The organism is Micromonospora sp. NPDC005206 (assembly GCF_040608175.1).
Classification (GTDB): domain Bacteria; phylum Actinomycetota; class Actinomycetes; order Mycobacteriales; family Micromonosporaceae; genus Micromonospora.
The window spans coordinates 36715-63407 of the sequence record NZ_JBEXHU010000029.1 but is presented as its reverse complement, the minus strand read 5'-3'; the positions used below and the strand labels follow the sequence as shown (position 1 = coordinate 63407).

Annotated in this window: 24 protein-coding genes; 16 read left to right on the top strand and 8 right to left on the bottom strand. The window is 71.5% G+C overall.

Annotation, left to right across the window (positions count from 1 at the left end; all coding sequences use genetic code 11):
• Window positions 1-125: 125 nt before the first annotated feature.
• A complete protein-coding gene (gene recQ / locus ABZU69_RS32770) occupies window positions 126-1979 on the bottom strand; it encodes a DNA helicase RecQ (RefSeq protein WP_354968161.1) in 1854 nt (617 codons plus the stop codon).
• A gap of 210 nt (window positions 1980-2189) precedes the next feature.
• Between recQ and rapZ the strand changes: the two genes are divergently transcribed.
• The 8 genes from rapZ to ABZU69_RS32730 all read left to right on the top strand — a co-directional run bounded on the left by rapZ (window position 2190) and on the right by ABZU69_RS32730 (window position 9249).
• Window positions 2190-3092, top strand: a complete 903-nt coding sequence (gene rapZ / locus ABZU69_RS32765; RefSeq protein ID WP_354968168.1) for an RNase adapter RapZ — start codon at window positions 2190-2192, stop codon at window positions 3090-3092.
• Complete coding sequence (locus ABZU69_RS32760; RefSeq protein WP_354968160.1) at window positions 3089-4123, top strand: 2-phospho-L-lactate transferase CofD family protein; 1035 nt, start codon at window positions 3089-3091, stop codon at window positions 4121-4123. Before rapZ ends, ABZU69_RS32760 begins: the two co-directional genes overlap by 4 nt.
• Before the next feature lie 54 nt (window positions 4124-4177).
• Window positions 4178-5158 carry a DNA-binding protein WhiA gene (gene whiA, locus ABZU69_RS32755; protein WP_074312802.1) on the top strand — a complete coding sequence of 327 codons (981 nt, stop codon included), beginning with the start codon at window positions 4178-4180 and terminating at the stop codon, window positions 5156-5158.
• Window positions 5159-5421: 263 nt separating this feature from the next.
• Window positions 5422-6426: a type I glyceraldehyde-3-phosphate dehydrogenase gene (gene gap, locus ABZU69_RS32750; RefSeq protein WP_354968159.1), complete on the top strand. Its 1005-nt coding sequence runs from the start codon at window positions 5422-5424 to the stop codon at window positions 6424-6426.
• Complete coding sequence (locus ABZU69_RS32745) at window positions 6423-7622, top strand: phosphoglycerate kinase (RefSeq protein ID WP_354968158.1); 1200 nt, start codon at window positions 6423-6425, stop codon at window positions 7620-7622. The genes gap and ABZU69_RS32745 overlap by 4 nt, the downstream gene beginning before the upstream one ends.
• Window positions 7623-8414, top strand: a complete 792-nt coding sequence (gene tpiA / locus ABZU69_RS32740; protein WP_354968157.1) for a triose-phosphate isomerase — start codon at window positions 7623-7625, stop codon at window positions 8412-8414.
• A gap of 95 nt (window positions 8415-8509) precedes the next feature.
• Entirely contained in the window at window positions 8510-8770 is a 261-nt protein-coding gene (gene secG, locus ABZU69_RS32735) for a preprotein translocase subunit SecG (protein WP_089019857.1), read from the top strand.
• A 137-nt stretch (window positions 8771-8907) separates the two neighbouring features.
• The gene (locus ABZU69_RS32730; protein WP_210918114.1) at window positions 8908-9249 is read left to right on the top strand and encodes an RNA polymerase-binding protein RbpA; all 342 of its coding nucleotides are present in this window, start codon (window positions 8908-8910) and stop codon (window positions 9247-9249) included.
• Between the two features lie 70 nt (window positions 9250-9319).
• Here the strand turns inward: ABZU69_RS32730 and pgl are convergent, their stop codons facing one another.
• From pgl to tkt, 6 genes are all read right to left on the bottom strand, one after another.
• On the bottom strand, window positions 9320-10090 hold the full coding sequence (gene pgl / locus ABZU69_RS32725; RefSeq protein ID WP_354968156.1) for a 6-phosphogluconolactonase: 771 nt from the start codon (window positions 10088-10090) through the stop codon (window positions 9320-9322).
• A gap of 150 nt (window positions 10091-10240) precedes the next feature.
• A complete protein-coding gene (locus ABZU69_RS32720) occupies window positions 10241-11257 on the bottom strand; it encodes a glucose-6-phosphate dehydrogenase assembly protein OpcA (RefSeq protein ID WP_354968155.1) in 1017 nt (338 codons plus the stop codon).
• Between the two features lie 100 nt (window positions 11258-11357).
• Window positions 11358-12908 (bottom strand): glucose-6-phosphate dehydrogenase, encoded by a 1551-nt coding sequence (gene zwf / locus ABZU69_RS32715; RefSeq protein ID WP_354968167.1) that lies wholly within the window; start codon window positions 12906-12908, stop codon window positions 11358-11360.
• A 2-nt stretch (window positions 12909-12910) separates the two neighbouring features.
• Window positions 12911-14560 carry a glucose-6-phosphate isomerase gene (locus ABZU69_RS32710; protein WP_354968154.1) on the bottom strand — a complete coding sequence of 550 codons (1650 nt, stop codon included), beginning with the start codon at window positions 14558-14560 and terminating at the stop codon, window positions 12911-12913.
• A complete protein-coding gene (gene tal / locus ABZU69_RS32705; RefSeq protein WP_354968153.1) occupies window positions 14557-15735 on the bottom strand; it encodes a transaldolase in 1179 nt (392 codons plus the stop codon). Before tal ends, ABZU69_RS32710 begins: the two co-directional genes overlap by 4 nt.
• Window positions 15736-15751: 16 nt before the next feature.
• Entirely contained in the window at window positions 15752-17890 is a 2139-nt protein-coding gene (gene tkt, locus ABZU69_RS32700; protein WP_354968152.1) for a transketolase, read from the bottom strand.
• A gap of 263 nt (window positions 17891-18153) precedes the next feature.
• Between tkt and ABZU69_RS32695 the strand changes: the two genes are divergently transcribed.
• The 3 genes from ABZU69_RS32695 (at window position 18154) to ABZU69_RS32685 (ending at window position 20673) form a co-directional block, all read left to right on the top strand.
• Complete coding sequence (locus ABZU69_RS32695) at window positions 18154-19107, top strand: heme o synthase (protein WP_354968151.1); 954 nt, start codon at window positions 18154-18156, stop codon at window positions 19105-19107.
• Window positions 19108-19402: 295 nt separating this feature from the next.
• Window positions 19403-19738, top strand: a complete 336-nt coding sequence (locus ABZU69_RS32690; RefSeq protein ID WP_089019865.1) for a hypothetical protein — start codon at window positions 19403-19405, stop codon at window positions 19736-19738.
• A gap of 14 nt (window positions 19739-19752) precedes the next feature.
• Window positions 19753-20673 carry a hypothetical protein gene (locus ABZU69_RS32685; RefSeq protein ID WP_354968150.1) on the top strand — a complete coding sequence of 307 codons (921 nt, stop codon included), beginning with the start codon at window positions 19753-19755 and terminating at the stop codon, window positions 20671-20673.
• 382 nt (window positions 20674-21055) lie between these two features.
• Here ABZU69_RS32685 and ABZU69_RS32680 read toward each other — a convergent pair whose 3' ends face one another.
• Entirely contained in the window at window positions 21056-22021 is a 966-nt protein-coding gene (locus tag ABZU69_RS32680) for a COX15/CtaA family protein (protein ID WP_354968149.1), read from the bottom strand.
• 176 nt (window positions 22022-22197) lie between these two features.
• Between ABZU69_RS32680 and ABZU69_RS32675 the strand changes: the two genes are divergently transcribed.
• The 5 genes from ABZU69_RS32675 (at window position 22198) to sufC (ending at window position 26689) form a co-directional block, all read left to right on the top strand.
• Window positions 22198-22920 carry an HTH domain-containing protein gene (locus tag ABZU69_RS32675; protein ID WP_354968166.1) on the top strand — a complete coding sequence of 241 codons (723 nt, stop codon included), beginning with the start codon at window positions 22198-22200 and terminating at the stop codon, window positions 22918-22920.
• Window positions 22917-24347, top strand: coding sequence for a Fe-S cluster assembly protein SufB (gene sufB, locus ABZU69_RS32670; RefSeq protein ID WP_074312771.1), 1431 nt, complete (start codon window positions 22917-22919; stop codon window positions 24345-24347). Before ABZU69_RS32675 ends, sufB begins: the two co-directional genes overlap by 4 nt.
• Before the next feature lie 97 nt (window positions 24348-24444).
• Window positions 24445-25590, top strand: coding sequence for a Fe-S cluster assembly protein SufD (sufD, locus tag ABZU69_RS32665; RefSeq protein ID WP_354968148.1), 1146 nt, complete (start codon window positions 24445-24447; stop codon window positions 25588-25590).
• On the top strand, window positions 25590-25916 hold the full coding sequence (locus ABZU69_RS32660; protein WP_074312767.1) for a non-heme iron oxygenase ferredoxin subunit: 327 nt from the start codon (window positions 25590-25592) through the stop codon (window positions 25914-25916). The genes sufD and ABZU69_RS32660 overlap by 1 nt, the downstream gene beginning before the upstream one ends.
• A complete protein-coding gene (sufC, locus tag ABZU69_RS32655) occupies window positions 25916-26689 on the top strand; it encodes a Fe-S cluster assembly ATPase SufC (protein ID WP_354968147.1) in 774 nt (257 codons plus the stop codon). Before ABZU69_RS32660 ends, sufC begins: the two co-directional genes overlap by 1 nt.
• The last annotated feature ends 4 nt before the right edge of the window (window positions 26690-26693 follow it).

The following is a 26693-nucleotide window of genomic DNA, read 5'->3' as shown; positions in this document are numbered from 1 at the left end:
GGTCACCGTCGAGCACCTCGCCGACTGGATCGCCACCCGCGGCTACGCCACCAGCTGACCCAACCACGATGACAAGGGCCGGACCCCAACCAGGGTCCGGCCCTTTCGTCATGCCCAGCTCGACGTCAGGCCGGGGCGGTGTCGGCGGCGAGGACCGCCAGGATCTGCTCGCCGTACTTGGCGAGCTTGTTCTCGCCGACCCCGCTGACCCGGGACAGATCGGCCAGCGAGCCAGGCGCGTTGCTCGCGATCTGTCGCAGCGTGGCGTCGTGGAAGATCACGTACGCCGGGACGCCCTGCTCCTTTGCGGTGGCCGCCCGCCAGCCGCGCAGCCGCTCGAAGACCGCCGTGGCGGCCGGGCCCAGGTCCGCGACCACGGTGGCCGCGCCGCGCGGCTTCGTCGACCGGCTCGACGCCGGCTTCTCCGGCTCGCGGCGCATCGTGACGGTGCGCCGGCGCCCCAGCACCTCGGCGCTCGCCTCGGTCAGCGCCAACGTGCCGTAGTCGCCCTCCACGGCGAGCAGCCCCTCGGCGAGCAGCTGCCGGACCACGCCCCGCCACTCCGCTTCGCTCAGCTCGGTGCCGATGCCGAAGACGGTGAGCGCGTCGTGGCCGTGCTGGCTGATCTTGTCGGTCTGCTTGCCGAGCAGGATGTCGATGCACTGCCCGGCGCCAAACCGCTGGTTGCGCTCGCGGTCGAGACGAAAGACGGTGGAGAGCAACTTCTGCGCGGCGACCGTGCCGTCCCAGGACTCCGGCGGGCTGAGGCAGGTGTCGCAGTTGCCGCAGGCGGCGGTCGCCGGCTCGCCGAAGTATTCGAGCAGCTGGACGCGCCGGCAGCGCACCGTCTCGCAGAGCGCGAGCATCGCGTCCAGGTGCGCGGCGAGGTTGCGGCGGTGCGCGAGGTCGCCGTCGGACGTCTCGATCATCTTGCGCTGCTGGACCACGTCTTGGAGCCCGTACGCCAGCCAGGCCGTGGACGGCAGCCCGTCCCGGCCGGCGCGGCCGGTCTCCTGGTAGTAGCCCTCGACCGACTTGGGCAGGTCGAGGTGCGCGACGAACCGGACGTCGGGCTTGTCGATGCCCATGCCGAAGGCGATGGTGGCCACCATCACCAGGCCGTCCTCGCGCAGGAAGCGCTGCTGGTTGGCGGCGCGGGTGGCCGCGTCCAGGCCGGCGTGGTAGGGCAGCGCGGCGATCCCGTTGGCGGTGAGGAACTCGGCCGTCTTGTCCACCGAGGCCCGGGACAGGCAGTAGACGATCCCCGCGTCGCCGGGGTGCTCATCGCGCAGCAGGGTCAGCAACTGCTTGCGTGGCTCGCGCTTGGGCACGATCCGGTACTGGATGTTGGGCCGGTCGAAGCTGGCCACGAAGTGGCGGGCGTCGTCGAGCTTGAGCCGGCTGGCGATCTCGGTGCGGGTGGCGCTGGTCGCGGTGGCGGTGAGCGCGATCCGGGGCACCTCCGGCCACCGCTCGTGCAGCATCGACAGCGCCAGGTAGTCGGGGCGGAAGTCGTGCCCCCACTGGGACACGCAGTGCGCCTCGTCGATCGCGAAGAGCCCGAGCCTGCCCCGGTCGAGCAGGGCGAGGGTGGACCGCACGCCGAGCGCCTCCGGCGCCAGGTAGAGCAGATCCAGCTCGCCGGCGAGGAAGGCCGCCTCGACCCGGCGCCGGGCGTCGAGAGTCTGGGTCGAGTTGAGGAAGCCGGCCCGCACACCGACCGCGGTGAGCGCGTCCACCTGGTCCTGCATCAGGGCGATCAGCGGGGACACGACGACCGCGACGCCGTCACGGACCAGCGCCGGGATCTGGTAGCAGAGCGACTTGCCGCCGCCGGTGGGCATCAACACCAGCGCGTCACCGCCGGCCACCACGTGGTCGATCACCTCCTGCTGAAAACCGCGGAAGGCGTCGTAGCCGAACACCCGGCGCAGCACCGGCAGCGCGTCCTCGGTACGCAGGTCGGTGGGGGAAGCCATCCGCGGAGTCTACGAGCCCACCCCGACAGCGCACGCCCGGCGCACCCGGAGAGATGGGTGACCGGGCCGGGCCGGGCCGACCGGTGACGGGTGCCCGACCTGGGCCGGGCGGCGGGATAGAGTCGCTGATTGACCAATCGCGGCCGATGGCGGCCGCGGCGCCACGGCTTGGGGGTACGGGTGAGCGAGGCGCGCACAGCCAGTGACCGGATCGACGTCCCGGAGGCCATCGACGGGCCGCCGACGGCCGAGTCGGAGACCACACTCGTGGTGGTCACCGGGCTGTCCGGCGGCGGCCGCAGCACGGTCGCCCGGGCGTTGGAGAACGTCGGGTACTACGTGGTGGACAACCTGCCGCAGGCGCTGATGCTCGACATGGCCGAGCTGGCGTTCAAGGCCGGCGGCGCTGCCCGGCGTACCGCGATGGTGCTGGACGTACGCTCGCGCGCCTTCTCCACGGACCTGGCCGGGGCGATCCGGGAGCTCAAGGAGCGCGGCTTCTCACCCCGGGTGGTCTTCGTCGACGCCGACGACGAGGTGCTGATCCGGCGGTTCGAGAGCGTCCGGCGTTCGCACCCGTTGCAGGGCGACGGGCGGCTGGCCGACGGCATCGCCGTGGAGCGTGGGCTGCTCGAGGAGGCTCGCGACCAGGCCGACGTGATCATCGACACCAGCCACCTGAACGTCAACCAGCTCCGCCGACGCATCGAGGAGCTGTTCGGCGGCGAGGACGCCCGCCGGCTGCGGGTCACCGTGCTGTCGTTCGGCTTCAAGTACGGCCTGCCACCGGACGCCGATTTCGTGCTGGACGCCCGGTTCCTGCCCAACCCGTACTGGGTGCCGGAGCTGCGCGAGCACACCGGGCGGGAGGAGGCGGTCAGCGCGTACGTGCTGGGCCAGGAGGGCGCCGACGCCTTCGTCGCCTCGTACGCCGACCTGGTCAACGCCACCACGGCCGGCTTCGAGCGGGAGGGCAAGCGGTATCTGACGGTCGCCGTGGGCTGCACCGGCGGCAAGCACCGCAGCGTCGCCATCGCCGAGGAGCTGGCCGGCCGGTTGCGCCAGTCCGGGTTGGCGGCCAACGCCCAGCACCGCGACCTGGGGCGGGAATGACGGCCCGCCGGGTGGTGGCGTTCGGCGGTGGGCACGGCCTCTCCGCCTCACTGCGCGCGCTGCGCCACTGCGCCCCCGAACTTGATCTGGACATCACCGCCGTGGTCACCGTCGGCGACGACGGTGGCTCCAGCGGCCGGCTGCGCGCCGAGCGGGGTGGCCTGCCCCCCGGTGACCTGCGGCAGGCGCTGGTCGCGCTGGCCGGGGACCATCCCGCCACGCGGCGCAGCGCCGGGCTGTTCCAGCACCGCTTCGCCGCCGCGCCCGCCGACGCGGCGACCGGCGCGGACCCGGCGGCGGGCGGTCCGGACGGTGGCGCCGGCCGGGCGGCGGCCCGGGCCGACGGGCTGGCCGGGCACGCGGTCGGCAACCTGGTGCTCTGCGGCCTGATGGAGCTGCTCGGTGACCCGGTGGCCGCGCTGGAGCACGCCGGCGCCATGCTCGGCGCGGTCGGCCGGGTACTGCCCATGTCCCGCGAACCGGTGGGCATCGAGGCCCGGGTGCGGGGCGCCGACCCGGCCGCGCCGGACGAGGTGCGCACCGTGCGCGGCCAGCACCAGGTGGCGGTCACCACCGGGCGGGTCGAGTCGCTGCGGCTCAGCCCGACCGCCCCGGCGGCCTGCGCCGAGGCGCTGGCCGCGATCGGCGCGGCGGACTGGCTGATCTTCGGGCCGGGCAGCTGGTACACCAGCGTGCTACCGCACCTGCTGGTGCCGCAGCTGGCCGACGCGATCGTGTCCAGCCCGGCCCGGCGACTGGTCACCCTGAACCTCGCCGCGGAGAAGGAGACCCTCGGGCTCTCCGTCGCCGACCACCTCGCGGCGCTGCACTGGTACCTTCCCGAGCTCAAGGTGGATCTTGTGCTGGCCGACGCCAAGGCGGTGGGTGACCCCGAACCGGTCGAACGTGCGGCAGAATCGCTGGGTGCCCGCCTGGTCCTCGCCCCCGTCGCCGTCATCGACGGCACTCCCCGCCATGATCCGGCTGCCCTGGGCGCCGCGCTGGTGCCTGTCCTGGGTGCCGATCGTTAGACACGTACGTAATCTCCGGCGACACGCCGGAACCGGTCCGTGAGGGGACGCACAATGGCGATGACGGCCGCGGTCAAGGACGAGCTGAGTCGGGTCGACGTGCCCAAGCCCTGCTGTCGGCGGGCGGAGATGGCCGCACTGCTGCGCTTCGCCGGGGGCCTGCACATCGTCTCCGGCCGCGTGGTGGTGGAGGCGGAGCTGGACACCGGGGCGGTGGCCCGACGGCTGCGCCGGGAGATCGCTGAGGTCTACGGGTACCCCAGTGAGATCCACGTGCTGGCCTCCGGCGGCCTGCGCAAGGGCAGCCACTTCATCGTCCGCGTGGTCAAGGACGGCGAGGCCCTGGCCCGGCAGACCGGCCTGCTGGACGTACGCGGCCGGCCGGTACGCGGGCTGCCCCCGCACGTGGTGGCGGCAAACGTCTGCTGCGCGGTCTCCGCCTGGCGGGGCGCCTTCATGGCGCACGGCTCGCTCACCGAGCCCGGCCGGTCCAGCGCCCTGGAGATCACCTGTCCGGGGCCGGAGTCGGCGCTGGCGCTGGTCGGCGCGGCCCGTCGGATCGGGATCACCGCCAAGAACCGCGAGGTGCGCGGGGTGGACCGGGTGGTGGTCAAGGACGGTGACGCCATCGCCGCGCTGCTCACCCGGATCGGCGCGCACTCCAGCGTGCTGGCCTGGGAGGAGCGCCGGGTCCGCCGCGAGGTACGGGCCACCGCCAACCGGCTGGCCAACTTCGACGACGCCAACCTGCGCCGCTCGGCGCGCGCCGCGGTGGCCGCCGCCGCCCGGGTGACCCGGGCGCTGGAGATCCTCGCCGACGAGGCGCCCAACCACCTGACCGACGCTGGCCGGCTGCGCCTGGAGCACCGGCAGGCGTCGCTGGAGGAGCTGGGCGCGCTGGCCGAGCCTCCGCTGACCAAGGACGCCATCGCCGGGCGGATCCGCCGGCTGCTGGCGCTGGCCGACAAGCGGGCCCGGGACCTCGGCATCCCGGATACCGAAGCGGCCGTCACGCCCGACATGCTCGTGGTCTGATAGGACGGTGGGGCCGCACGGTGCGCCCGGGAACACCACCCGGCGCAGCGTGGCCGCGCACGCTCGGATATGGTCGCTGCGTACGGCAAGGGGGCCGACACAGGCACTCCTCGTCGTGCCCACCGCCTCGGGCGGTCAGGTCCTCAGACCGCGGCGGGGTGGCCGAGATGAACCGTCAACGGCCGGCTCCAACGGTCGGCGCACACCACTCCGCCGGCCCGTTGTCTGAAGCCGGCGGACCAGAACGCGAGGAGATGGGACCTGTGACCATCCGGGTTGGCATCAACGGCTTCGGCCGGATCGGCCGTAACTTCTTCCGGGCAGTGCTGGCGTCCGACGCCGACATCGAGGTTGTGGCGGTGAACGACCTGACCGACAACGCCACGCTCGCCCACCTGCTCAAGTACGACAGCATCCTGGGTCGCCTGCCGTACGAGGTCAAGGCGACCGCCGACGAGATCACCGTCGGTGGCAAGACCATCAAGGCGTACGCCGAGAAGGACCCGGCGTCGCTGCCGTGGGGCGAGGTCGGCGCCGACGTCGTCATCGAGTCGACCGGCTTCTTCACCGACGCCACCAAGGCCAAGGCGCACGTCGCCGGCGGGGCCAAGAAGGTCATCATCTCCGCCCCGGCGAAGAACGAGGACGTCACGGTCGTCATGGGCGTCAACCAGGACACCTACGACCCGGCGAAGCACACCATCATCTCCAACGCTTCGTGCACCACCAACTGCCTCGCCCCGATGGCGAAGGTCCTGCACGACACGTTCGGCATCCAGCACGGTCTGATGACGACGATCCACGCGTACACCCAGGACCAGAACCTCCAGGACGCCCCGCACAAGGACCTCCGCCGGGCCCGGGCCGCCGCGCTCAACATCGTGCCGACCTCCACCGGCGCCGCCAAGGCGATCGGCCTGGTGCTGCCGGACCTCAAGGGCAAGCTCGACGGGTACGCCCTGCGGGTGCCGATCCCGACCGGCTCGGTCACCGACCTCACCGTCAACGTGGGTCGCGAGACCACCGTGGACGAGGTCAACGCCGCGCTCAAGGCCGCCGCGGACGGCCCGCTCAAGGGCATCCTGGTCTACAACGAGGACCCGATCGTCTCCACCGACATCGTCACCGACCCGGCGTCGTGCATCTTCGACGCGCCGCTGACCAAGGTGGTCGGCAACCAGGTCAAGGTCGTCGGCTGGTACGACAACGAGTGGGGCTACTCCAACCGCCTGGTCGACCTGGTCAAGCTGGTGGGTTCGTCGCTGTGAGCATCCGTACCCTCGACGACCTGCTCGCCGAGGGGGTGTCGGGTCGGCGCGTGCTGGTGCGCGCCGACCTGAACGTCCCGCTCGACAAGCAGACCGGCGCCATCAGCGACGATGGGCGCATCCGCGCGGTGCTGCCGACCCTCGGCGCGCTGGTCGAGGCCGGTGCCAAGGTGGTCGTCTGCTCGCACCTGGGTCGTCCGAAGGGCACGCCGGACCAGCAGTTCAGCCTCCGCTCGGTCGCCGGGCGGCTCGGTGAGCTGCTCGGCGCGCCGGTGCACTTCGCCACCGACACGGTCGGCGACTCCGCCCGCTCCACCGTCGCGGGCCTGGCCGACGGCCAGGTCGCCCTTCTGGAGAACCTGCGCTTCAACGCGGGTGAGACCAGCAAGGACGACGCCGAGCGGGGCGCTTTCGCCGATCAGCTCGCCGCGTTCGGCGACGCGTACGTCGACGACGCGTTCGGCGCCGTGCACCGCAAGCACGCCAGCGTGTACGACGTGCCGGCCCGGCTGCCGCACGTGGCCGGCCGGCTGGTGCTGCGCGAGGTGGAGGTGCTCTCCACGCTCACCAGCGACCCCGCGCGGCCGTACGTGGTGGTGCTCGGCGGGTCCAAGGTCTCCGACAAGCTGGCGGTGATCGAGGCTCTGCTGCCCACGGTCGACCGGCTGCTCATCGGCGGCGGCATGTGCTTCACCTTCCTCAAGGCCCAGGGCCTGGAGGTGGGCACCTCGCTGCTGGAGAAGGACATGGTCGAGACCTGCGGCAACCTGCTGGAGCGGGCCGCAGGCAAGATCATGCTCCCGGTCGACGTGGTGGTCGCGGACGCGTTCGCCCCGGACGCCACGCACGACACGGTCCGCGTCGACGGCATCCCGAGCCACCGGCTGGGTCTGGACATCGGCCCGGAGACGGTGGCCGGCTTCGCCGCCGCGCTGTCCCAGGCGAAGACGGTCTTCTGGAACGGCCCGATGGGCGTGTTCGAGATGCCGGCGTTCGCGGCGGGCACCCGGGGGGTCGCCGAGGCGATCACCAAGGCCGACGCGTTCAGCGTCGTCGGTGGCGGCGACTCGGCGGCGGCGGTCCGTGCGCTGGGCCTCGACGAGACGTCCTTCGGGCACATCTCCACCGGCGGCGGCGCCTCCCTGGAATACCTCGAGGGCAAGACCCTCCCCGGCATCGCGGCCCTGGAGAACTGAATGGCGAGCACCGCCCGCCGGCCACTGATGGCCGGCAACTGGAAGATGAACCTCAACCACCTCGAGGCCAACCTGCTGGTGCAGAAGCTGGCCGCGAGCCTCACCGAGAAGCAGCTCACCGAGGTCGAGACGGTCGTCCTGCCGCCCTTCACCGATCTGCGCACCGTGCAGACGGCGGTGGACGGGGACAAGCTGCTCATCGGGTACGGCGCGCAGGACCTCTCGCCGCACGCGTCGGGCGCGTACACCGGGGAGATCTCGGGCGCGATGCTGGCCAAGCTCGGGTGCTCGTACGTCGTCGTCGGGCACTCCGAGCGGCGGGCCTACCACCACGAGGACGACGCGCTGGTCAACGCCAAGGTGAAGGCGGCGCTGGCGCACGGCCTGACCCCGATCCTCTGCGTGGGGGAGGGGCTGGACGTTCGCGAGCAGGGCGGGCACGTGGCGCACTGCTCCGACCAGCTCGACGGTGGCCTCGCCGGGCTCACCCCCGAGCAGGTGCGGCAGGTGGTGATCGCGTACGAGCCGGTCTGGGCGATCGGTACCGGCAAGACCGCGACGCCGGGGGACGCCCAGGAGGTCTGCGGCGCGGTCCGCCAGCGGCTGGTGGAGCGCTTCGGCCAGGACACCGCGGACCAGGTCCGGGTCCTCTACGGCGGCTCGGTCAAGGCGTCCAACATCGCCACGATCATGGCCCAGACGGACGTGGACGGGGGCCTGGTGGGTGGCGCCAGCCTGGACGCGGAGGAATTCGCGCAGATCTGCCGGTTCCCGGAGCACATCGCCCGCTGATCGCTCGGTATCCTTGACCCCGCCCGTCCGCCGGTCGGTGCCGCCGTGCCCGATCAGACCGGGCGAGGATCGCTACGAGAGGACTGACCCCAGCCATGCCGATCTGGTTCGCATACACGTTGATCGTGTTGCTGATCATCACGAGCGTCCTGCTCACCTTGCTCATCCTGCTGCACCGTGGCAAGGGCGGCGGTCTGTCGAGCATGTTCGGCGGTGGCGTCAGCTCCAGCCTCGCCGGCTCTTCGGTGGCGGAGAAGAACCTGGACCGCTACACCGTTCTGGTGAGTGTCGTCTGGTTCGCCGCCATCATCGGGCTGGGGCTCTGGCTCCGCCTCCAGATGAACAGCGGCGCCTGAGCAGGCCCGTAAGTCGTACAATCTGCGCGCGGTCCGTCACCAGACGGGCCGCGCGCAGGCTTTTCTCCGCTGCACCGCGTCGCCCGCCGCCCACCCCTGAAGACGGCGGGTCCCTCCGACGACAGGAGCGAGCAGCCGTGCCGAGTGGCAATGTCATCCGCGGCGCCCGGATCGGGTCCGCACCCGTCCGTCCGGACGAGCGACACCCTCCCGCCCCCCGACAGGACGTCACCTACTGGTGCCGCAACGACCACCGGACCAGCATCCGGATCGCCGCGGACGCCGTGGCGCCGCCGCTGTGGGACTGTCCCCGCTGCGGTCTACCCGCCGGGCAGGACGCGCAGAACCCGCCCGGGCGGGCCCGCGCCGAGCCGTACAAGAGCCACCTGGCGTACGTGAAGGAGCGGCGTACCGCCGAGGAGGGCGAGGCGCTGCTGGCCGAGGCGCTCGCCGCGCTGCGCCGCCGCAGGGGCGAATGAAAGGAAGGGTCCCTTATTAACGCTACGCGTTAATAAGGGACCCTTCCTTTCAGCGCGGGGTGCGCAGCGGTCAGCGCAGGCTGCGCAGGCGGGCGGGCACGTCGGCGGCCGCCGCCCGGTCCAGCAGCCAGCGGGTACGGTCCACGCCGTGCACCCCGGCGGCCGGTAACTGCACCGGTCCGGCCCCGGCCAGCGCCATGCCCACCGCCCGCGCCTTGTCCGCGCCGCCAGCCACCAGCCAGACCTCCTCGGCGGTGTTGATCGTCGACAGGGTGAGGGTGGTCCGCACCGGCGGCGGCTTCGGGCTGCCCCGCACCGCGCTGCACGGCCGGCTCTCGTAGTGCACCGGGTGCTCGGGGAAGATCGAGGCAACGTGTCCGTCCTCCCCGACGCCCAGCATCAGCACGTCGAAGTGCGGCAGCACGGCGTGCCCGGGTCGGGCGGCGCGCGCCAGCTCCTCCGCGTACGCGGCGGCAGCCGCCTCGGGGTCGTTGCCGGCCGGGCCGTCGGAGGCGGGCATCGGGTGCACCCGGGCCGGGTTCAGCGGCACCACGTCCAGCAGGGCGGCGCGGGCCTGGGTCTCGTTGCGCTCCGGGTCGCCGGCGGGCAGGAACCGCTCGTCGCCCCACCACACGTCGACCCGGGACCAGTCCACCGCGTCGCGGGCCGGCAGGTGTGCCACCGCCCGGTACACGGCCGCGGCGATCCGCCCGCCGGTGAGCACCACCGAGGCCTCGCCCCGGTCGGCCTGGGCGTCGAGCAGCTTCACCAGCAGCCGGGCCGCCACGGCCTGCGCCAGCAGATCGGCGTCGGCGTGGACGGCGACAGTCGCCTCACTCATTGGTTGTGCCTTCGTTTCCCGACCGCGGGGCGGTCGCTGTCGCGTCGTGCCCGGGCCGGTGCCCGGATGTGGCGGGGCGGAGTGCCCCGGAGGCAGGGACCTCAGGGTCACCGGACCCTGCCCGATGTGGTGCCCCGGACGCCGGCGGGCTCAGCGCTCGCCGCTCGTGCCGGCGTGCGCGGTGACCCCGGCCTCGGCGCGCTGGGCGGTGGCCGGATCCTTCCAGACGTGCACCCGCTGCGGTGGGCGCTGCTCCAGGCCGCGCAGCCCGGCGGTGGCGCCCAACGCCTCCGCGTACACCTGGTCGGCGTCCAGCCGGCGCAGCTCCTCGGCGAGCTCGTCACCGAGCGGCCGACGCACCAGCGGCAGGGCCCGGTCTTCCTGGCCGGTCCGCCGGAACACCGCCATGCTGTCCTCGCGGGTCAACGTCAGGTGGTCGCCGTTGGCGCAGGTCAGCTCCACCTCACGCATCCGCGGGAACTCGTCGCTGGCCACCCGGCGTGGGGTGATGCCGAGCCGGCTGCCAAGCCAACCGGCCATCAGCTCCGCCGTCGGGTCGCTGGGCGGCGCCACGATGGTCGCCTCGGTGACCCGCGCCTCGGTGGTGTCGAACGCCCCGGCGACCAGGCTCCGCCACGGGGTGATCCGGGTCCACGCCAGATCGGTGTCGCCCGGGGCGTAGTCCCGGGCCCGCTGCCGCAGCGCCTCCACCGGGTCGGTGGCTTGCGCCGTGTCGGTGATCCGCCGGTCGGCGACCACGCCGAGGAAGTCGGTGGCGACCTCGGCCGGCGGCTCGCCGTGCCACCAGGTGACCACCGGCACGTCCGGGACCAGCAGCGGCATCACGACCGACTCGGCGTGCAGGGCCAGCCGTCCGTACATCCGGGTGACCACCGCCTCGCACGGGCCGAGCCGGCCACCGACCACGATCTCCGCGTCCAGCCGGTTGCGGTCCCGCTCGATCTCGGAGCGGACCACCACCACCAGCCGGCACGGGTGGGCGGCCGCCGCGATCGTCGCCGCCGCCTCCGCCTCCCGGACCCGCTTCTCGTCCACCACCACGATGAGGGTGAGCGCCATGCCGCTGGCCACCCCGCCGGCGCTGCGCCGCTCGGCGGCGAGCGCCTTGACCACCTCGTTGCCGGTGGTGTCCCACAGCCCGATCACTGGAGCCTCCTGGTTCGCTCGCTGCCCGCGCTCACACCACCGCTTCGCGGCGGCGCGAGCGCCCCGCTGCTGTCCCTGCCGGTTCGCTCGCCGCGCTCGCTCACGCTCGCCGCCAGGCGCGGCCCTCGTGGGCCAGCATCTCGTCGGCTGCCCGCGGCCCCCACTCGCCGGAGCGGTACGGCTCCGGCGTGGTGCCCTCCCAGGCGTGCTCCAGCGGGTCGATCACCTGCCAGCTCTGCTCGACCTCCGCCGCGTCCGGGAAGAGCGTGCGGTCGCCGATCAGCACGTCCAGCACCAGCCGCTCGTACGCCTCCGGGCTGGACTCGGTGAACGCCTCGCCGTACTGGAAGTCCATCGCGATGTCGCGGACCTCCATCGTGGTGCCCGGCACCTTCGAGCCGAACTTGAGCACCACGCCCTCGTCCGGCTGGACCCGGATGACCAGCTGGTTGTTGCCCAGCGACTCCATGTCGGCGTCGTTGAACGGCAGGTGCGGCGCCTTCTTGAACATGATGGCGACCTCGGTGACCCGCCGGGGCAGCCGCTTGCCGGCCCGGATGTAGAACGGCACCTCGGCCCAGCGGCGGTTCTGGATGCCGAGCCGCACCGCCACGTACGTCTCGGTGGTGGAGTCGGAGGGAACGCCCTGCTCCTCCAGGTAGCCGACCGCGCGCTCACCGCCGACCCACCCCGGCAGGTACTGGCCGCGCACGGTGTCCCGGGCCACGTCCTTGGGCAGGGTGATCGCCCTGAGCACCTTCAGCTTCTCGGTCCGGATCTCGTCGGCGTCGAAGCTGGTCGGCTCCTCCATCGCCACCAGGGCCAGGAGCTGGAGCAGGTGGTTCTGGAGTACGTCGCGGGCGGTGCCGACGGTGTCGTAGAAGCCCGCGCGGCTGCCGATGCCGACGTCCTCGGCCATGGTGATCTGCACCGAGTCGACGTACTTGGAGTTCCACAGCGGCTCGAACAGGTTGTTGGCGAACCGCAGGGCGAGAATGTTCTGGACCGTCTCCTTGCCCAGGTAGTGGTCGATGCGGAAGACGTCCTGGCGGGTGAAGACGTCGTCGACCAGGTCGTTGAGCGCCTTCGCCGAGGGCAGGTCGTTGCCGAACGGCTTCTCCACCACCACCCGGCGCCAGCCGCCGGACTTCTCGTTGTCGGCCATCCCGGTGCGGGCCAGTTGCTTGAGCACGACCGGGAAAGCGGGCGGGGGGATGGAGAAGTAGAACGCCGCGTTGCCGGTGATGCCGTGGCTCTGCCGCAGCTCGTCCAGCGTCGTGGCGAGCTGGTCGAAGGCGGCGTCGTCGTCGAACGACCCGCCGACGAACTTGATGTTGCCGGCCAGCCGTGCCCACACCTCGTCCCGCCACGGAGTACGCGCGTGCTTGCGTGCCGCCTCGCAGGCCAGCGTCTCGAAGTCGCCGTCACCCCAGTCGCGGCGGGCGAAGCCGAGCACCACGAAACCAGGCGGGAGCAGCCCCCGGTTGGCCAGGTCGTAGACCGCCGGGAGCAGCTTCTTGCGGGCCAGGTCGCCGGTCACCCCGAAGATCACCAGAGCGCACGGCTCGGGGATCCGGGGCAGCCGGCGGTCCTGCGGGTCGCGCAGCGGGTTCACGCCGCCTCCTCGCTCCGCTTGCGTCACGTCGTCCATCCTCACGCCCGCAGCTCACCGGCCGCGTCGAGCAGTTGGGCGACGCCGGCGGCCCGGTCGGTCAGGTGCAGCCGCAGGAGCGGCCGCTCCCGGCCCACGAGGGCCTGCCGGTCACCGGCGGCCTGCGCCGCCTGCAACTCGCCGAAGGTGTACGGCTTGCCCGGCACCGGCAGGTCCTCGGCGACCGCGCCGGTCACCTGGAGGTAGCTGCCCACCTGCGGGCCGCCCTTGTGGTACTGGCCGGTGGAGTGCAGGAACCGTGGTCCCCAACCGAAGGTGACCGGCCGGCCGGCCGCTTCGGCCAGCAGCGAACGCAGCCGGCCCGCGTCCGCGTCGGCGAACCGGTCCAGGTACGCCATCACCGCCAGGTAGCCGTCGTCGCCCATCCCGTCGAGCAGCCAGCGCAGTACGCCGGACAGGTCACCGGGGGCGCCCTGCGGCGCGTACACCTCGATCGCGCCCTCGGTGAACGACGGCGTCTCCGCCGGCAGGCCCGAGGCCAGGATCTTGTTGGTGTTCTCCTTGGACTCGGTGACGTTCGGCTGGTTGAACGGGTCGATGCCGAGCACCACCCCGGCCACCGCGGTCGCGTACTCCCAGGCCAGGAACTGCGCGCCGAGTGGGCCGTTGACCGCCACGTCCGGGTCGGCTCCGCCGCCCGGCGTGTCACCGGGGGCCAGTGCGCCGCCGTAGCTGACGGTCAGCACGTCCGGGCCGGTGGCGCCGGCGCTCCGTGGAGACTCGACGACCACCGGCAGGATGCCCACCCCGGCCTTGCCGGTCGACTCGGCGATCAACTGCTCGGCCCAGTCGCCGAACCCCTCGATGCCGGTGCCGTCGGAGATCAGTGCGACCTTGTCCTGGGCCAGCGTTGCGGCGGCGCCCAGCGCGGCGCCCAGCGCGAGGGCCGGGTTGTCCCGATCCCCGGCGAGCGACGCGGCCAACGCGTCGGCCTGGTCGATCAGCTCCGCCACCTCGACCCCGGCCAGCGCCGAGGGCACCAGCCCGAACGCGGTCAGCGCCGAGTACCGGCCGCCCACGTTCGGGTCGGCCAGCACGGTGAACGCGCCCATCTCGGTGGCGGTGGCCTCCAGCGGCGAGCCGGGGTCGGTGACGATGACGAAGTGCCGACCGGCCTCCGCCTCGGTCATCCCGGCGTCCAGGAACGCCTGCCAGTAGGCGCGTCGGTGGCTGTCCGTCTCCACCGTCGAGCCGGACTTGCTGGCCACCACCACCACGGTGCGCTCCAGCCGGTCACCCAGCGCCGCCCGGACCTGGCCCGGGTCGGTCGTGTCCAGCACCGTCAGCGGCCGACCCATGGTGCGGGCGATCACCTCGGGGGCCAGCGACGAGCCGCCCATGCCGGCGAGCACCACGTGGTCCAGGTCGGCCAGCTCCGCGGTCAACTCGGCCAGCTGTGCCAGCAGCTCCCGGCTACGCCGGTGGGTGTCCACCCAGCCCAGCCGGATCTTCGCCTCGGCTTCGGCGTCCGGCCCCCACAGGCTCGGGTCCTTGGCCGCCAGCTTGCCCGCGACGCCGGACTTGATCAGCGCGTCGCGGGTCGAGGCGGGCGCGGACTTGTCGACCGCGTCCGCGCCGTACACGGCGAGCCCGGCTGCGGCCTCCACAGGCCCGGCCAGCAGGTCGCTCATGCGTTACCACCGGCCTTCTCGGCGGCCTTGGCGTTGCCCTTGGCGGCCTTGTTCGGCGCACCCCTGCCCTTAGCCGCCGCGTCCAGCGACTTGCGGACGCCGTCGATCAGCTCCTGCCAGCTGGTCGCGAACTTCTCCACGCCCTCGCGCTCCAGGGTGGCGATCACGTCGGCCATGTCCACCCCGACCGACTCCAGCTCGGTGAAGACCTTGCGGGCCGCGTCGTAGGAGCCGGTGATGGTGTCGCCGTGGGTCTCACCGTGGTCGGCGTACGCGTGGATGACCGCCTCCGGCATGGTGTTGACCGTTCCGGGCGCGATCAGCTCCTCGACGTAGATGACGTCCCGGTAGTCCGGGTTCTTCGTCGAGGTGGAGGCCCACAGGGGGCGCTGGGGGTGCGCGCCGGCGTCGGCGAGCGCCTGCCAACGGTCGGAGGAGAACACCTCGCCGTAGCGCTCGTACGCCAGCTGGGCGTTGGCGACGGCCGCCTTGCCCTTGACCGCCTTCGCCGGATCGGAGCCGATCTTCTCGAGCCTCTTGTCGACCTCGGAGTCGACACGGGAGACGAAGAAGGACGCCACGGACCCGATGGTGGAAAGGTCGTGACCGTTCGCCTTGGCCTGCTCCAGGCCGGCCAGGAACGCCTCCATCACCGCGGAGTAGCGGTCCAGACCGAAGATCAGGGTCACGTTGACGCTGATCCCCTCGGCCAGCGTGGCGGTGATCGCCGGGAGGCCCGCCTCGGTGGCCGGGATCTTGATGAAGAGGTTGGGCCGGTCGACCAGCCACCACAGCGCCTTGGCCTCGGCGACCGTCCGGTCGCTCTCGTGCGCCAACCGTGGGTCCACCTCGATGGAGACCCGGCCGTCGACGCCGGCGCTCTGGTCGTGCGCCGGGCGCATCACGTCGCAGGCCCACCGCACGTCGTACGTGGTGAGCATGCGCACGGCCTCCTCGACGTCCACCCCACGGGCGGCGAGGTCGCGCAGCTGCCAGTTGTACTCGTCTGCGTCGCTCAGCGCCTTCGCGAAGATTGTCGGGTTGGTGGTGACACCGACGACGCGCTTCTCCCGCCGCAGCTGGTCCAGCCCGCCGGAGCTCAGGCGTACCCGGGAAATATCGTCCAGCCACACCGCCACACCCGTGGCGGTGAGCTCACTCAGCCTGTCCGTCATGCCGTCCACGCTCCCCTCAGTTGCCGGTAGTGAAACCGGTGATGTCGCCCACCCGGGCCAGCGAGGCGTGTGCCGCCGCCACGATCCGGTCACCGGTGAACCCGAACTGCTCGAAGAGCACGGTGTGCGGGGCGCTCGCCCCGTAGTGCTCCAGGCTGACGCTCTCGCCGAGGTCGCCGACGACGCCGCGCCAGGACATCGCGATGCCCGCCTCCACGCTCACCCGTGCCTTTACCCCGCGTGGGAGCACCGACTCCCGGTACGCCTCGTCCTGCTCGTAGAACCACTCCTGGCAGGGCATCGAAACCACCCGGGTGGGCGTGCCGTCGGCCTCCAGGCGCTCCCGGGCGGTCAGGCAGAGCTGCACCTCGGAGCCGGTGCCGACGATGATCACCTGCGGCTTGCCGTTGGACGCCTCGGCCAGCACGTAGCCGCCCTTGGCCACCCCGTCCGCGCCGCCCAGGACGTCGCGGTCCAGCGTCGGCAGCGTCTGGCGGCTCAGCGCCAGCGCGGTGGGGCGGTCGGTGTGCTCCAGCGCCAGCCGCCAGGCCCAGGCGGTCTCGTTGGCGTCGGCCGGGCGGACCACGTCCAGGCCGGGGATGGCGCGCAGGGCGGTCATGTGCTCCACCGGCTGGTGGGTCGGACCGTCCTCGCCGAGACCGATCGAGTCGTGCGTCCAGACGTAGGTCACCGGCAGCTTCATCAGCGCGGCCAGCCGCACCGAGGGGCGCATGTAGTCGCTGAACACCAGGAAGGTGCCGCCGTACGGGCGGGTGCCGCCGTGCAGGGCGATGCCGTTGAGGATCGCTCCCATGGCGTGCTCGCGGATGCCGAAGTGCAGCGTGCGGCCGTACTCGTGGCCCGGGAAGTCCTTGGTGGCGTGCGTGGCCGGGATGAAGGACGGCTCGCCCTTCATGGTGGTGTTGTTGCTCTCGGCCAGGTCGGCCGAGCCGCCCCACAGCTCCGGCAGCACCGGCGCGAGCGCCTCCAGCACCTTGCCGGAGGCGGCCCGGGTGGCCAGGCCCTTGGCGTCGGCGGGGAAGGTGGGCAGCGCGTCGGCCCAGCCCTCGGGCAGCACCCGGCCGGCCATCCGCTCGTAGAGCGCCGTGCGCTCCGGGTTCGCCGCCTTCCAGGCGTCGAACGCGGTGGTCCACTGCTCCTGGTCCGCGGAGCCGCGGGCCATCACCTTCCGGGCGTTGCCGAGCACCTCCTCGTCGACGTCGAAGGTCTTGTCCGGGTCGAAGCCGAGGATCCGCTTGGTGGCTTTCACCTCGTCGGCGCCGAGCGCCGAACCGTGGATCTTGCCGGTGTTCTGCTTGTTGGGCGCGGGCCAGCCGATGATGGTGCGCAGCGCGATGAAGGAGGGACGCCCGGTCTCCGCCTTGGCGGCCAGCAGCGCCTGGTAGAGCGCCTCCGCGTCCTCGTGGTAGTCGCCCTGGTCGGCGTCGCCGATGCGCCAGTCGACCGTCTGCACGTGCCAGCCGTACGCCTCGTAGCGGGCGGCCACGTCCTCGCTCTTGGCGATCCGGGTGTCGTCCTCGATCGAGATCTCGTTGTCGTCGTAGATCACCGTGAGGTTGCCCAGCTGCTGGTGCCCGGCGAGGGCGCTGGCCTCGTGGCTGATGCCCTCCTCGATGTCACCGTCCGAGACGATGCACCAGATGTCGTGGTCGAAGACGGACGCGCCGGGCTCGGTCTCCGGGTCGAACAGGCCGCGCTCGCGGCGGGCCGCCATGGCCATGCCGACCGCGTTGCCCAGGCCCTGCCCGAGGGGACCGGTGGTGGTCTCCACGCCCGGGATGTGCCCGTGCTCGGGGTGACCCGGGGTGAGCGAGCCCCACTGCCGCAGCGACTGCAGGTCGGACAGGCTCATCGGGTAGCCGGAGAGGAACAACTGGATGTAGAGCGTCAGGCTGGAGTGCCCGGCGGACAGCACGAACCGGTCCCGGCCGGGCCAGTTCGGGTCGGCCGGGTTGTGCCGCATGACCCGGTTGAAGAGCAGGTACGCCGCGGGCGCCAGGCTCATCGCGGTGCCCGGGTGGCCATTGCCGGATTTCTCCACGGCATCCATGGCCAGCACACGGACGGTGTCGACGGCCCGGCGGTCGAGGTCGGACCAGTTGAGTGCGGAGTGCTCGGGTCGGTTGGCAGCCACGATGGTTGTGCTCCTCGGCAGATGGGCGGAACCCTCACTGGTGACCCTATCGAGCGTTCCTAAACGTCCGCCCGGGGATCTCTGCATGGTGTTCGGTACGTTGCGGCGCGTCGCGTCGTTCGACCCGGTGGTGTGACGGCCCGCACCGTTGTCGGGTCGGCCGGGCAGCCAAAACGACAACGCGTAGTGTGTGGGTCGGATGCGGACCCGAGCGGGTCCTGCCGATCCGATCTCCCCGTGCCGATGCCGGAAGGTGGCAATCCGTGAGCATGATCACCGAGCGCCCCGCGAGCAACCCCGCCGGGCACCCCCCGGCGCGGGCGGCCGAGGGTCCGGTGGCGCGGCGGGACGTGCGCGCGATCCTCTCGGCGTACGTGGCGCTCACCAAGCCGCGGATCGTGGAGTTGCTGCTGGTCACCACCATTCCGACGATGATGCTCGCCGAAGGCCGTCTGCCGTCGCTGTGGCTGATGGCCGTGGTGCTGGTCGGCGGCTCGCTCGCCGCGGGCGCGGCCAGCGTGCTCAACTGCTACATCGACCGGGACATCGACCAGTTGATGCGGCGTACGAAGCGTCGGCCGCTGCCGGCGCACACCGTGTCGCCGCGGAGCGCGTTGATCTTCGGTCTGGTGCTGGCGGCGGTCTCGGTCGTCCTCATGGCGGCGCTCACCAACCTGCTGGCCGCCGGGCTGACCCTCGCCGCGATCGCGTACTACGACCTCGTCTACACCCTGTGGCTCAAGCGCTCCACCCCGACGAACACCTTCTGGGGCGGGGCCTGCGGGGCCGCGCCGGTGCTGATCGGTTGGGCGGCGGTGACCGGCTCGCTGGCGCCGGCCGCCTGGGGGCTGTTCGCGGTGGTCTTCTTCTGGCAGATGCCGCACTTCTACCCGCTCGCCATGAAGTACAAGGACGACTACGCCCGGGCCGGGATCCCGATGCTGCCGGTGGTGGCCTCCACCCGCCGGGTGAACGCCGAGATCCTGATCTTCGCCTGGCTCACCGTGCTCACCTCCCTCGCCGTCTGGCCGCTGGGGCTCAGCGCGATCTACGGCGTACCGACCCTGGTGGTGGGCGCCATCTTCCTGGTCGAGGCGCACCGGCTCTGCCGGCGGGCGACGCGCGGCGAGGCGGTCAAGCCGATGCGGCTGTTCCACTGGTCGACGACGTACCTGACCATCCTCTTCGTGGCCGTCGCGGTCGACGCGCTGATCTGACCCACGCCGCCCGATGCCAGGCCTCGGCCGCAGGTGAGGGTGGCATTCTTCGACTAATCACGGCCATGGATGAGTTGTCCGGGTTTAACGTCACATCAGCGTAACTTTCAGCATGAGTCAGATCGGCTCAACCTGCGGGGTTTGAGTCCGGATTTAGCCACGTGCTTTGAGCGCAAAAGTCCTGATAAAACCGGACAGCAAACCTATGGTATTCCTTAAACCTGTAGGTAATTGGCATCACAAAAGCTCCATGGTTCTCGCCCTTCCGAGTGCAACTCTGCTTAGGCTTCGCGTCATGGCAGATGGTTCCGATACGACGCTGACGGCCGAGCAGACCGCCGGCGAGCAGGCGCCCCACGGCCTGGTCGCGGGCCTCAGGGCGTTCGCCGCCGGACACGGCGGAGCGAAGGCGGTCATCGAGTACGTCGGCAAGCGTGGCGCGCGAATCGTCCTCGTGGGTACCGACGGTGAGTGGGGCGACCAGTTCGCCGACGACACCGTCACCGCGCGGGAGGCGTGCGCCAAGGCGGGAGTCACCGTCGAGAACGCCTGGGAGCGTGAACTGATGGACCAGATGCGCCCGAGCAACGACCTCTGGCGGTCGATGGCCCGGCGCACGATGGCCCGCTGAGATAGACACCTGAATTGACCAACCACTATCAGTCGACCCGGGGGGAACCCCGGGTCGCTCTCGTGACCTGCACAGACCTCGTCGACCTCGACCCGGACGACCGGCTGGTCCTCGCCCCGCTCGCCGCCCGGGGGATCGCCGCCGAGGCGGTCGTCTGGGACGACCCGGACGTCGACTGGTCCTCCTATGACCTCATCGTGCTCCGCTCACCGTGGGACTACGCGCTGCGCCGCGACGAGTTCGTCGCCTGGGCCGCCTCCGTACCGGCGTTGGTCAACCCGGCCGACGTGGTGCGGTGGAACACCGACAAGCGCTACCTCGCCGAGCTCAGCGCGGCCGGTGTGCCGACCGTGCCGACGTCCTGGGTCGAGCCGGGGGAGAGCTGGCTGCCGCCGGCCGACACCGGTGAGTACGTGATCAAGCCGGCGGTCAGCGCGGGCAGCCAGGACACCGGCCGGTACGACCTGGCCGACCCGGAACACCGGGAACTCGCTGGTGCGCACGTACGCCGGCTCTCCGACGCCGGTCGGGTGACGATGATCCAGCCGTACCTGACCGCGGTCGACACCGAGGGCGAGACGGCGCTGCTCTTCCTGGCCGGTCCGGACGGGCTCGCGTTCAGCCACGCGATCCGCAAGGGCCCGATGCTGACCGGGCCGGACCTCGGCCCGGACGGGCTCTACAAGGCCGAGGAGATCACGGCCCGCACCGCGGCCCCGGCACAGCTGGCGGTGGCGGAGAAGACCCTGGCGGTGGTGCCGGGCGGCACGGCTCAGCTGCTCTACGCCCGGGTCGACCTGATCCCCGGCCCGGACGGCGCGCCGGTCCTGGTCGAGCTCGAGCTGACCGAGCCGTCGCTCTTCATCGGCTACGCCGACGGCGCACCCGACCGCCTCGCCGAGGCCGTCACCACCCACCTGGCCCGCCGCGGCTGACCTTCGCAGGGCGTCCCCACTCCGAGATCCGCGCAACTTGCGTATGAAGTTGTGGCCGCGGTGCGCCACGCCTCTTCTGAGGTTGCGCGGATCTCGGGTCGGGCGGACCGACCCGCCGACGGTGGTCGGCCGTCCTTTGCTCTGCTTCACTCGACGCAACACCCGGCGTCCGATATCCGGACGGTGGGGCCACAGCCGACAACGCGTGGCGGGCTTCGGCCGGCAAGATCGCGTGGCGGGCCTACAGCCCGCAAGATCGCGCAACATCCTGGATGTAGTGGCATGGCATCCCGCGCGGCCGACACCACTACAGCCAGGAACGAGCACGATCTTGGCGCGGGGCGCGGGGCGCGGGGCGCGGGGCGCGGGGCGCGGGGCGCGCTCAGGCGGTGGCCGGGACGGCTTCGGTGTCGGCGGGGGTGGTGGCCCGGGGTGCGGGGGCGACCGGGCGGCGTTCGCGGGTGGACCACTGCACCGAGAGGGTGGCCAGCAGCACCAGGCAGGAGCCGAACATGTGTTCGCCGACCAGGATCGCCGGCACGTGGGTGAAGTACTGCACGAAACCGATGAGGCCCTGACCCAGCTCCACCGCGAGCAGGACGACGGCGGCCCGGGTGGCCCGCTGTGCGCCGACCGCGCGGAACGCGAAGATCAGCGCCACCGAGAGACCGATCAGCAGGAAGACGCTGTCGGCGTGCACCTGGGAGATCGACTCCGGGTCCAGGCCGTTGCGGGCCGCGCCCTGGTCGCCGGCGTGCGGGCCGCTGCCGGTGACCCAGGTGCCGATGACCAGCACGGCGACGCCGACGCCCGTGGTGACCCGGGCCAGGGTGCGCAGCGGCGCCGGGACCACGGCCACCGTCGGCCCGTCCGGGTCGGCGATCCGCCGCCAGAGGGCGTACGCGGCGGCGATCACCCCCATCGAGGCGAGGAAGTGCAGCCCGACCACCCACGGGTTGAGGTTGGTGAGCACGGTGATACCACCGATCACCGCCTGGGCGGGAATGCCCAGGAAGACCGCGACGGCCAGCGCCAGCAGACCGGGCCGGCGTGGCCGGTGTGCCAGCACCGCCAGCACGGTGGCCAGCGCGATCAGGCCCACCGCGAAGGTCAGCATCCGGTTGCCGAACTCGATCACGCCGTGCCCGCCCATTTCCGACGTCGCGACGTACGACGCGTCCGTGCACCGGGGCCAGGTGGGGCAGCCGAGGCCCGAGGCGGTCAACCGGACGGCCCCGCCGGTGACGACGATGCCCACGTTCGCGATGATCGAGGTGAGCGCGAGGCGGCGCAGCAGGGTGCCGGAGACCGGACGGACGTATCGGTTCACGGCGCAAATCCTACGCACCGTAGTGATCGAGGTTCGTCCGACTCCGCCAGGTCGGTGGTTCGGATCACCGGGGCCCGGGTTTGCGACCCTCCGGGTAATTACGTAACGTTGGCGTTGTGAAAAACGTGGCGGCGCTCTCCGGGCAGCAGCCGACGGCCGGTCCGGCCGTCGGTGCGAGCGCGTCCGCGCCGGTCGTGACCACGTCAGCCGCGCTCAGCGGCACCGCGCCGACCGAGGTCTCCACCCGGGACCGGGTCACCCAGCTGCTGCTGGAGCGGGGGGCCACCACCGCCGCGCAGCTCGGGGAGGCGCTCGGGCTCAGCCCCGCCGCGATCCGCCGGCATCTGGACGCCATGCTCGCCGACGGTGACGTGGTCGCCCGCGAGCAGACCGTGCAGGGCAGCCGCGGTCGGGGGCGTCCGGCCAAGGTGTTCCTGCTGACCGAGGCCGCCCGGGTCCGCTGTGGCACCCACCACTACGACAACATGGCCACCGCCGCGTTGCGCTGGATCGCCCGCAGCGGCGGCTCGGGCGCGGTCGAGGCGTTCGCCACCGAGCAGGTGGCCGCCCTGGAGGCGCGTTGTCGGACCGCCATGGAGGACGCCGGCGACGACCCGCTCGCACGGGCGGAGGCACTCGCCGGAGCGCTCACCGCCGAGGGTTACGCTGCCAACGCGACCACGATCGCCTCCGGCGGCCAGCTCTGCCAGCACCACTGCCCGGTGGCGCACGTGGCCGCCGAGTTTCCTCAGCTGTGCGAGGCCGAGACCGCGGTGATCTCCCGTCTGGTCGGCACCCACGTACAGCGCCTGGCCACCATCGCGCACGGCGACGGTGTGTGCACCACGCACATTCCGACCCAGCCGGGCCGCGTCCAATCCGGTAATCCCGTCACCACTGTGAGGACAGATAGATGACCGAGCAGATCGTCCAGCCCCTGACCCAGGAAGAGCAGCTCGCCGCTCTGGGTCGCTACGAGTACGGCTGGTCCGACCCGGACGCCGCCGGGGCGGTCGCCCAGCGCGGCATCAACGAGGCGGTGGTGCGGGACATCTCGGCGAAGAAGAACGAGCCGGCCTGGATGCTCGACCTGCGCCTGAAGGGTCTCCGGCTGTTCGGCCGCAAGCCGATGCCGGCCTGGGGCGCCGACCTCACCGGGATCGACTTCGACAACATCAAGTACTTCGTTCGGTCCACCGAGAAGCAGGCCACCAGCTGGGAGGACCTGCCCGAGGACATCAAGAACACCTACGACCGGCTGGGCATCCCGGAGGCGGAGAAGCAGCGGCTGGTCGCCGGTGTCGCGGCGCAGTACGAGTCCGAGGTCGTCTACCACAAGATCCGTGAGGACCTTGAGGAGCAGGGCGTCCTCTTCCTGGACACCGACACCGCGCTGCGTGAGCACGAGGACGTGTTCAAGGAGTACTTCGGCACGGTGATTCCGGTCGGCGACAACAAGTTCGCCGCGCTGAACACCTCCGTATGGTCCGGTGGCTCGTTCATCTACGTGCCGAAGGGTGTGCACGTGGAGATCCCGCTGCAGGCCTACTTCCGGATCAACACGGAGAACATGGGCCAGTTCGAGCGGACGCTGATCATCGTCGACGAGGGTGCGTACGTGCACTACGTCGAGGGATGCACCGCGCCGCTCTACTCCTCCGACTCGCTGCACAGCGCGGTCGTGGAGATCATCGTCAAGAAGAACGCGCGCTGCCGCTACACGACCATCCAGAACTGGTCGAACAACGTCTACAACCTGGTCACCAAGCGCGCCGTGTGCCACGAGGGCGCGACCATGGAGTGGGTCGACGGCAACATCGGCTCCAAGGTGACTATGAAGTACCCGGCGGTCTACATGACCGGCGAGCACGCCAAGGGCGAGGTGCTCTCGGTGGCCATGGCCGGCGAGGGCCAGCACCAGGACGCCGGCGCCAAGATGGTGCACGCTGCGCCGCACACCTCCTCGACCATCGTGTCGAAGTCGATCGCCCGGGGCGGCGGCCGCACCTCGTACCGGGGTCTGGTGCAGGTGCTGGAGGGTTCGCACCACAGCCGGAGCACGGTCAAGTGCGACGCGCTGCTGGTCGACACGATCTCCCGCTCGGACACCTACCCGTACGTCGACATCCGCGAGGACGACGTGTCGATGGGGCACGAGGCGACCGTCTCCAAGATCAGTGACGACCAGCTCTTCTACCTGATGAGCCGCGGCCTGAGCGAGGACGAGGCGATGGCCATGATCGTGCGTGGCTTCATCGAGCCGATCGCCAAGGAACTCCCCATGGAGTACGCCCTGGAGCTGAACCGGCTGATCGAACTCCAGATGGAGGGCGCGGTCGGCTGACCCGGCCGGCCGTCGCGCGGCGGCCCCGACCCGCCGCGCCGCGCCGGGACCAGCTCGACCGACCCTCCGATTAACCGCAGAACAGACCAAGGAAGACATGACTACCCAGGCTTCCGCGCCGCCGCCCAGCACCAAGTCGCAGGCGCTGCGCTCGTACGACGTCGCCGACTTCCCGGCCCTCACCGGCCTGGAGGAGGACTGGCGTTTCACTCCGCTCAAGCGGCTGCGCGGCCTCGCCGGTGAGGCGCTGGCCGCCACCGGCACGGTCCGGCACGAGTACGGCGACCTGCCCGAGGGCGTGGCCGTCGAGCGGATCGGCACCGACGACCCGCGGGTGGGCAGCGTGCTCACCCCGGTCGACCGGGTCAGCGCGCTCGCCTACGGCGGTGCCGGTCAGGCGCTGCTGCTCAGCGTGGCCAGCGACGTCGTGGTGGGTGCGCCGGTGAGCCTGCGGGTGGTCGGCGACAACGCCGAGGGCGTGGCCTTCGGGCACACCTTCGTCGAGGTGGGCCGGTTCGCCGAGATGACCCTGGTGCTGGAGCACGTCGGCTCGGTGACCCTGGCCGACAACGTCGAGGTCTCCGTGGCCGACGGGGCGAAGCTGACCCTGGTCACCGTCGCGGACTGGGCCGACGACGCGGTGCAGGCACAGCACCTCAAGATCAAGCTGGGTCGGGACGCCCGGGTGACGCACGTCCAGGTCAGCCTCGGCGGTGACCTGGTCCGGCAGTACACGTCGGTGGAGTACACCGGCCGCGGCGGCGAGGCCGAGCTGTACGGCGTCTACTTCGCCGACTCCGGCCAGCACCTCGAGCACCGGCAACTGGTGGACCACAGCGTGCCGGACTGCCGCAGCTACGTCGGTTACCGGGGCGCCCTGCAGGGCGAGGACGCGCACACCGTCTGGGTGGGCGACGTGCTGATCCGGGCCGAGGCGACCGGCACCGACACGTACGAGATCAACCGGAACCTGTTGCTCACCGACGGCGCGCGGGCGGACTCCGTACCCAATCTGGAGATCGAGACCGGCGAGATCGCCGGCGCCGGCCACGCCAGCGCGACCGGCCGCTTCGACGACGAGCAGCTCTTCTACCTGATGGCCCGGGGCATCCCGGAGGGCGAGGCCCGCCGCCTGGTGGTTCGCGGCTTCTTCGCCGAGCTGATCAACAAGATCCCGGTGGAGTCACTGCGGGAGCGTCTTGGCGACGCGATCGAGGCCCGGCTGACCAAGGCTGGCGCCTGATGATCCGGATCTGCTCCACCGAGGATGTGCCGAAGGGCACCGCGATCAGCGCGGACGTCGACGGCACCCCGATCGCGCTGGTGCACGGCGAGGACGGCCAGTTCTACGCCGCCTACGACGAGTGCTCGCACGCCTCGGTCGCCCTCTCCGAGGGTGAGGTCGACGGCTGCACACTCGAGTGCTGGCTGCACGGCTCGCGTTTCGACCTGCGCACCGGGCAGCCCTCCGGGTTGCCGGCCACCGAACCCGTACCCGTCTACCCCGTCGAAGTCCGCGACGGCGACATCTACCTCAGCCTGACGCCGAGTAATGGAGTGACCCGATAATGAGCACCCTGGAGATCCGCGACCTGAAGGTGTCGGTCAAGCTGCCCGAGGGTGAGCTCAAGCCGATCCTGTCGGGCGTCGACCTGACCGTCCGCTCCGGTGAGACCCACGCGATCATGGGCCCGAACGGCTCCGGCAAGTCCACCCTGGCGTACTCGATCGCCGGCCACCCCAAGTACGAGATCACCGGCGGCACGGTGACCCTCGATGGCGAGGACGTGCTCGCCATGACCGTCGACGAGCGGGCCCGCGCCGGCCTCTTCCTGGCCATGCAGTACCCGGTCGAGGTCCCCGGCGTCTCGGTGGCGAACTTCCTGCGCACCGCGAAGACCGCCATCGACGGCGAGGCCCCGAAGCTGCGCACCTGGGGCGGCGAGCTGCGCGGTGCCATGGAGCGCCTCCAGATGGACCCGGCGTTCGCCCAGCGCAACGTCAACGAGGGCTTCTCCGGTGGTGAGAAGAAGCGGCACGAGATCGTCCAGCTGGAGCTGCTCAAGCCGAAGATCGCGATCCTCGACGAGACCGACTCCGGCCTCGACGTGGACGCGCTGCGGGTCGTCAGCGAGGGCGTCAACCGGGTCCGTGACACCGGCGACACCGGCGTGCTGCTGATCACCCACTACACGCGGATCCTGCGCTACATCAAGCCGGACTTCGTGCACGTCTTCGTGGCCGGCCGGATCGTCGAGCAGGGCGGCCCGGAGCTGGCCGACAAGCTCGAGGCCGAGGGCTACGAGCGGTACGCCGCCGGGGCCGGCACGGCCCGGGCCTGAGCGG

Excerpts from the sequence above, each read along its gene's own strand:
- recQ (WP_354968161.1), bottom strand. The coding sequence starts at position 1,979 with ATGGCTTCCCCCACCGACCTGCGTACCGAGGACGCGCTGCCGGTGCTG.
- ABZU69_RS32760 (WP_354968160.1), top strand. The coding sequence starts at position 3,089 with ATGACGGCCCGCCGGGTGGTGGCGTTCGGCGGTGGGCACGGCCTCTCC.
- whiA (WP_074312802.1), top strand. The coding sequence starts at position 4,178 with ATGGCGATGACGGCCGCGGTCAAGGACGAGCTGAGTCGGGTCGACGTG.
- tpiA (WP_354968157.1), top strand. The coding sequence starts at position 7,623 with ATGGCGAGCACCGCCCGCCGGCCACTGATGGCCGGCAACTGGAAGATG.
- secG (WP_089019857.1), top strand. The coding sequence starts at position 8,510 with ATGCCGATCTGGTTCGCATACACGTTGATCGTGTTGCTGATCATCACG.
- pgl (WP_354968156.1), bottom strand. The coding sequence starts at position 10,090 with ATGAGTGAGGCGACTGTCGCCGTCCACGCCGACGCCGATCTGCTGGCG.
- zwf (WP_354968167.1), bottom strand. The coding sequence starts at position 12,908 with ATGGACGACGTGACGCAAGCGGAGCGAGGAGGCGGCGTGAACCCGCTG.
- ABZU69_RS32710 (WP_354968154.1), bottom strand. The coding sequence starts at position 14,560 with ATGAGCGACCTGCTGGCCGGGCCTGTGGAGGCCGCAGCCGGGCTCGCC.
- tal (WP_354968153.1), bottom strand. The coding sequence starts at position 15,735 with ATGACGGACAGGCTGAGTGAGCTCACCGCCACGGGTGTGGCGGTGTGG.
- ABZU69_RS32690 (WP_089019865.1), top strand. The coding sequence starts at position 19,403 with ATGGCAGATGGTTCCGATACGACGCTGACGGCCGAGCAGACCGCCGGC.
- sufB (WP_074312771.1), top strand. The coding sequence starts at position 22,917 with ATGACCGAGCAGATCGTCCAGCCCCTGACCCAGGAAGAGCAGCTCGCC.
- sufD (WP_354968148.1), top strand. The coding sequence starts at position 24,445 with ATGACTACCCAGGCTTCCGCGCCGCCGCCCAGCACCAAGTCGCAGGCG.
- ABZU69_RS32660 (WP_074312767.1), top strand. The coding sequence starts at position 25,590 with ATGATCCGGATCTGCTCCACCGAGGATGTGCCGAAGGGCACCGCGATC.
- sufC (WP_354968147.1), top strand. The coding sequence starts at position 25,916 with ATGAGCACCCTGGAGATCCGCGACCTGAAGGTGTCGGTCAAGCTGCCC.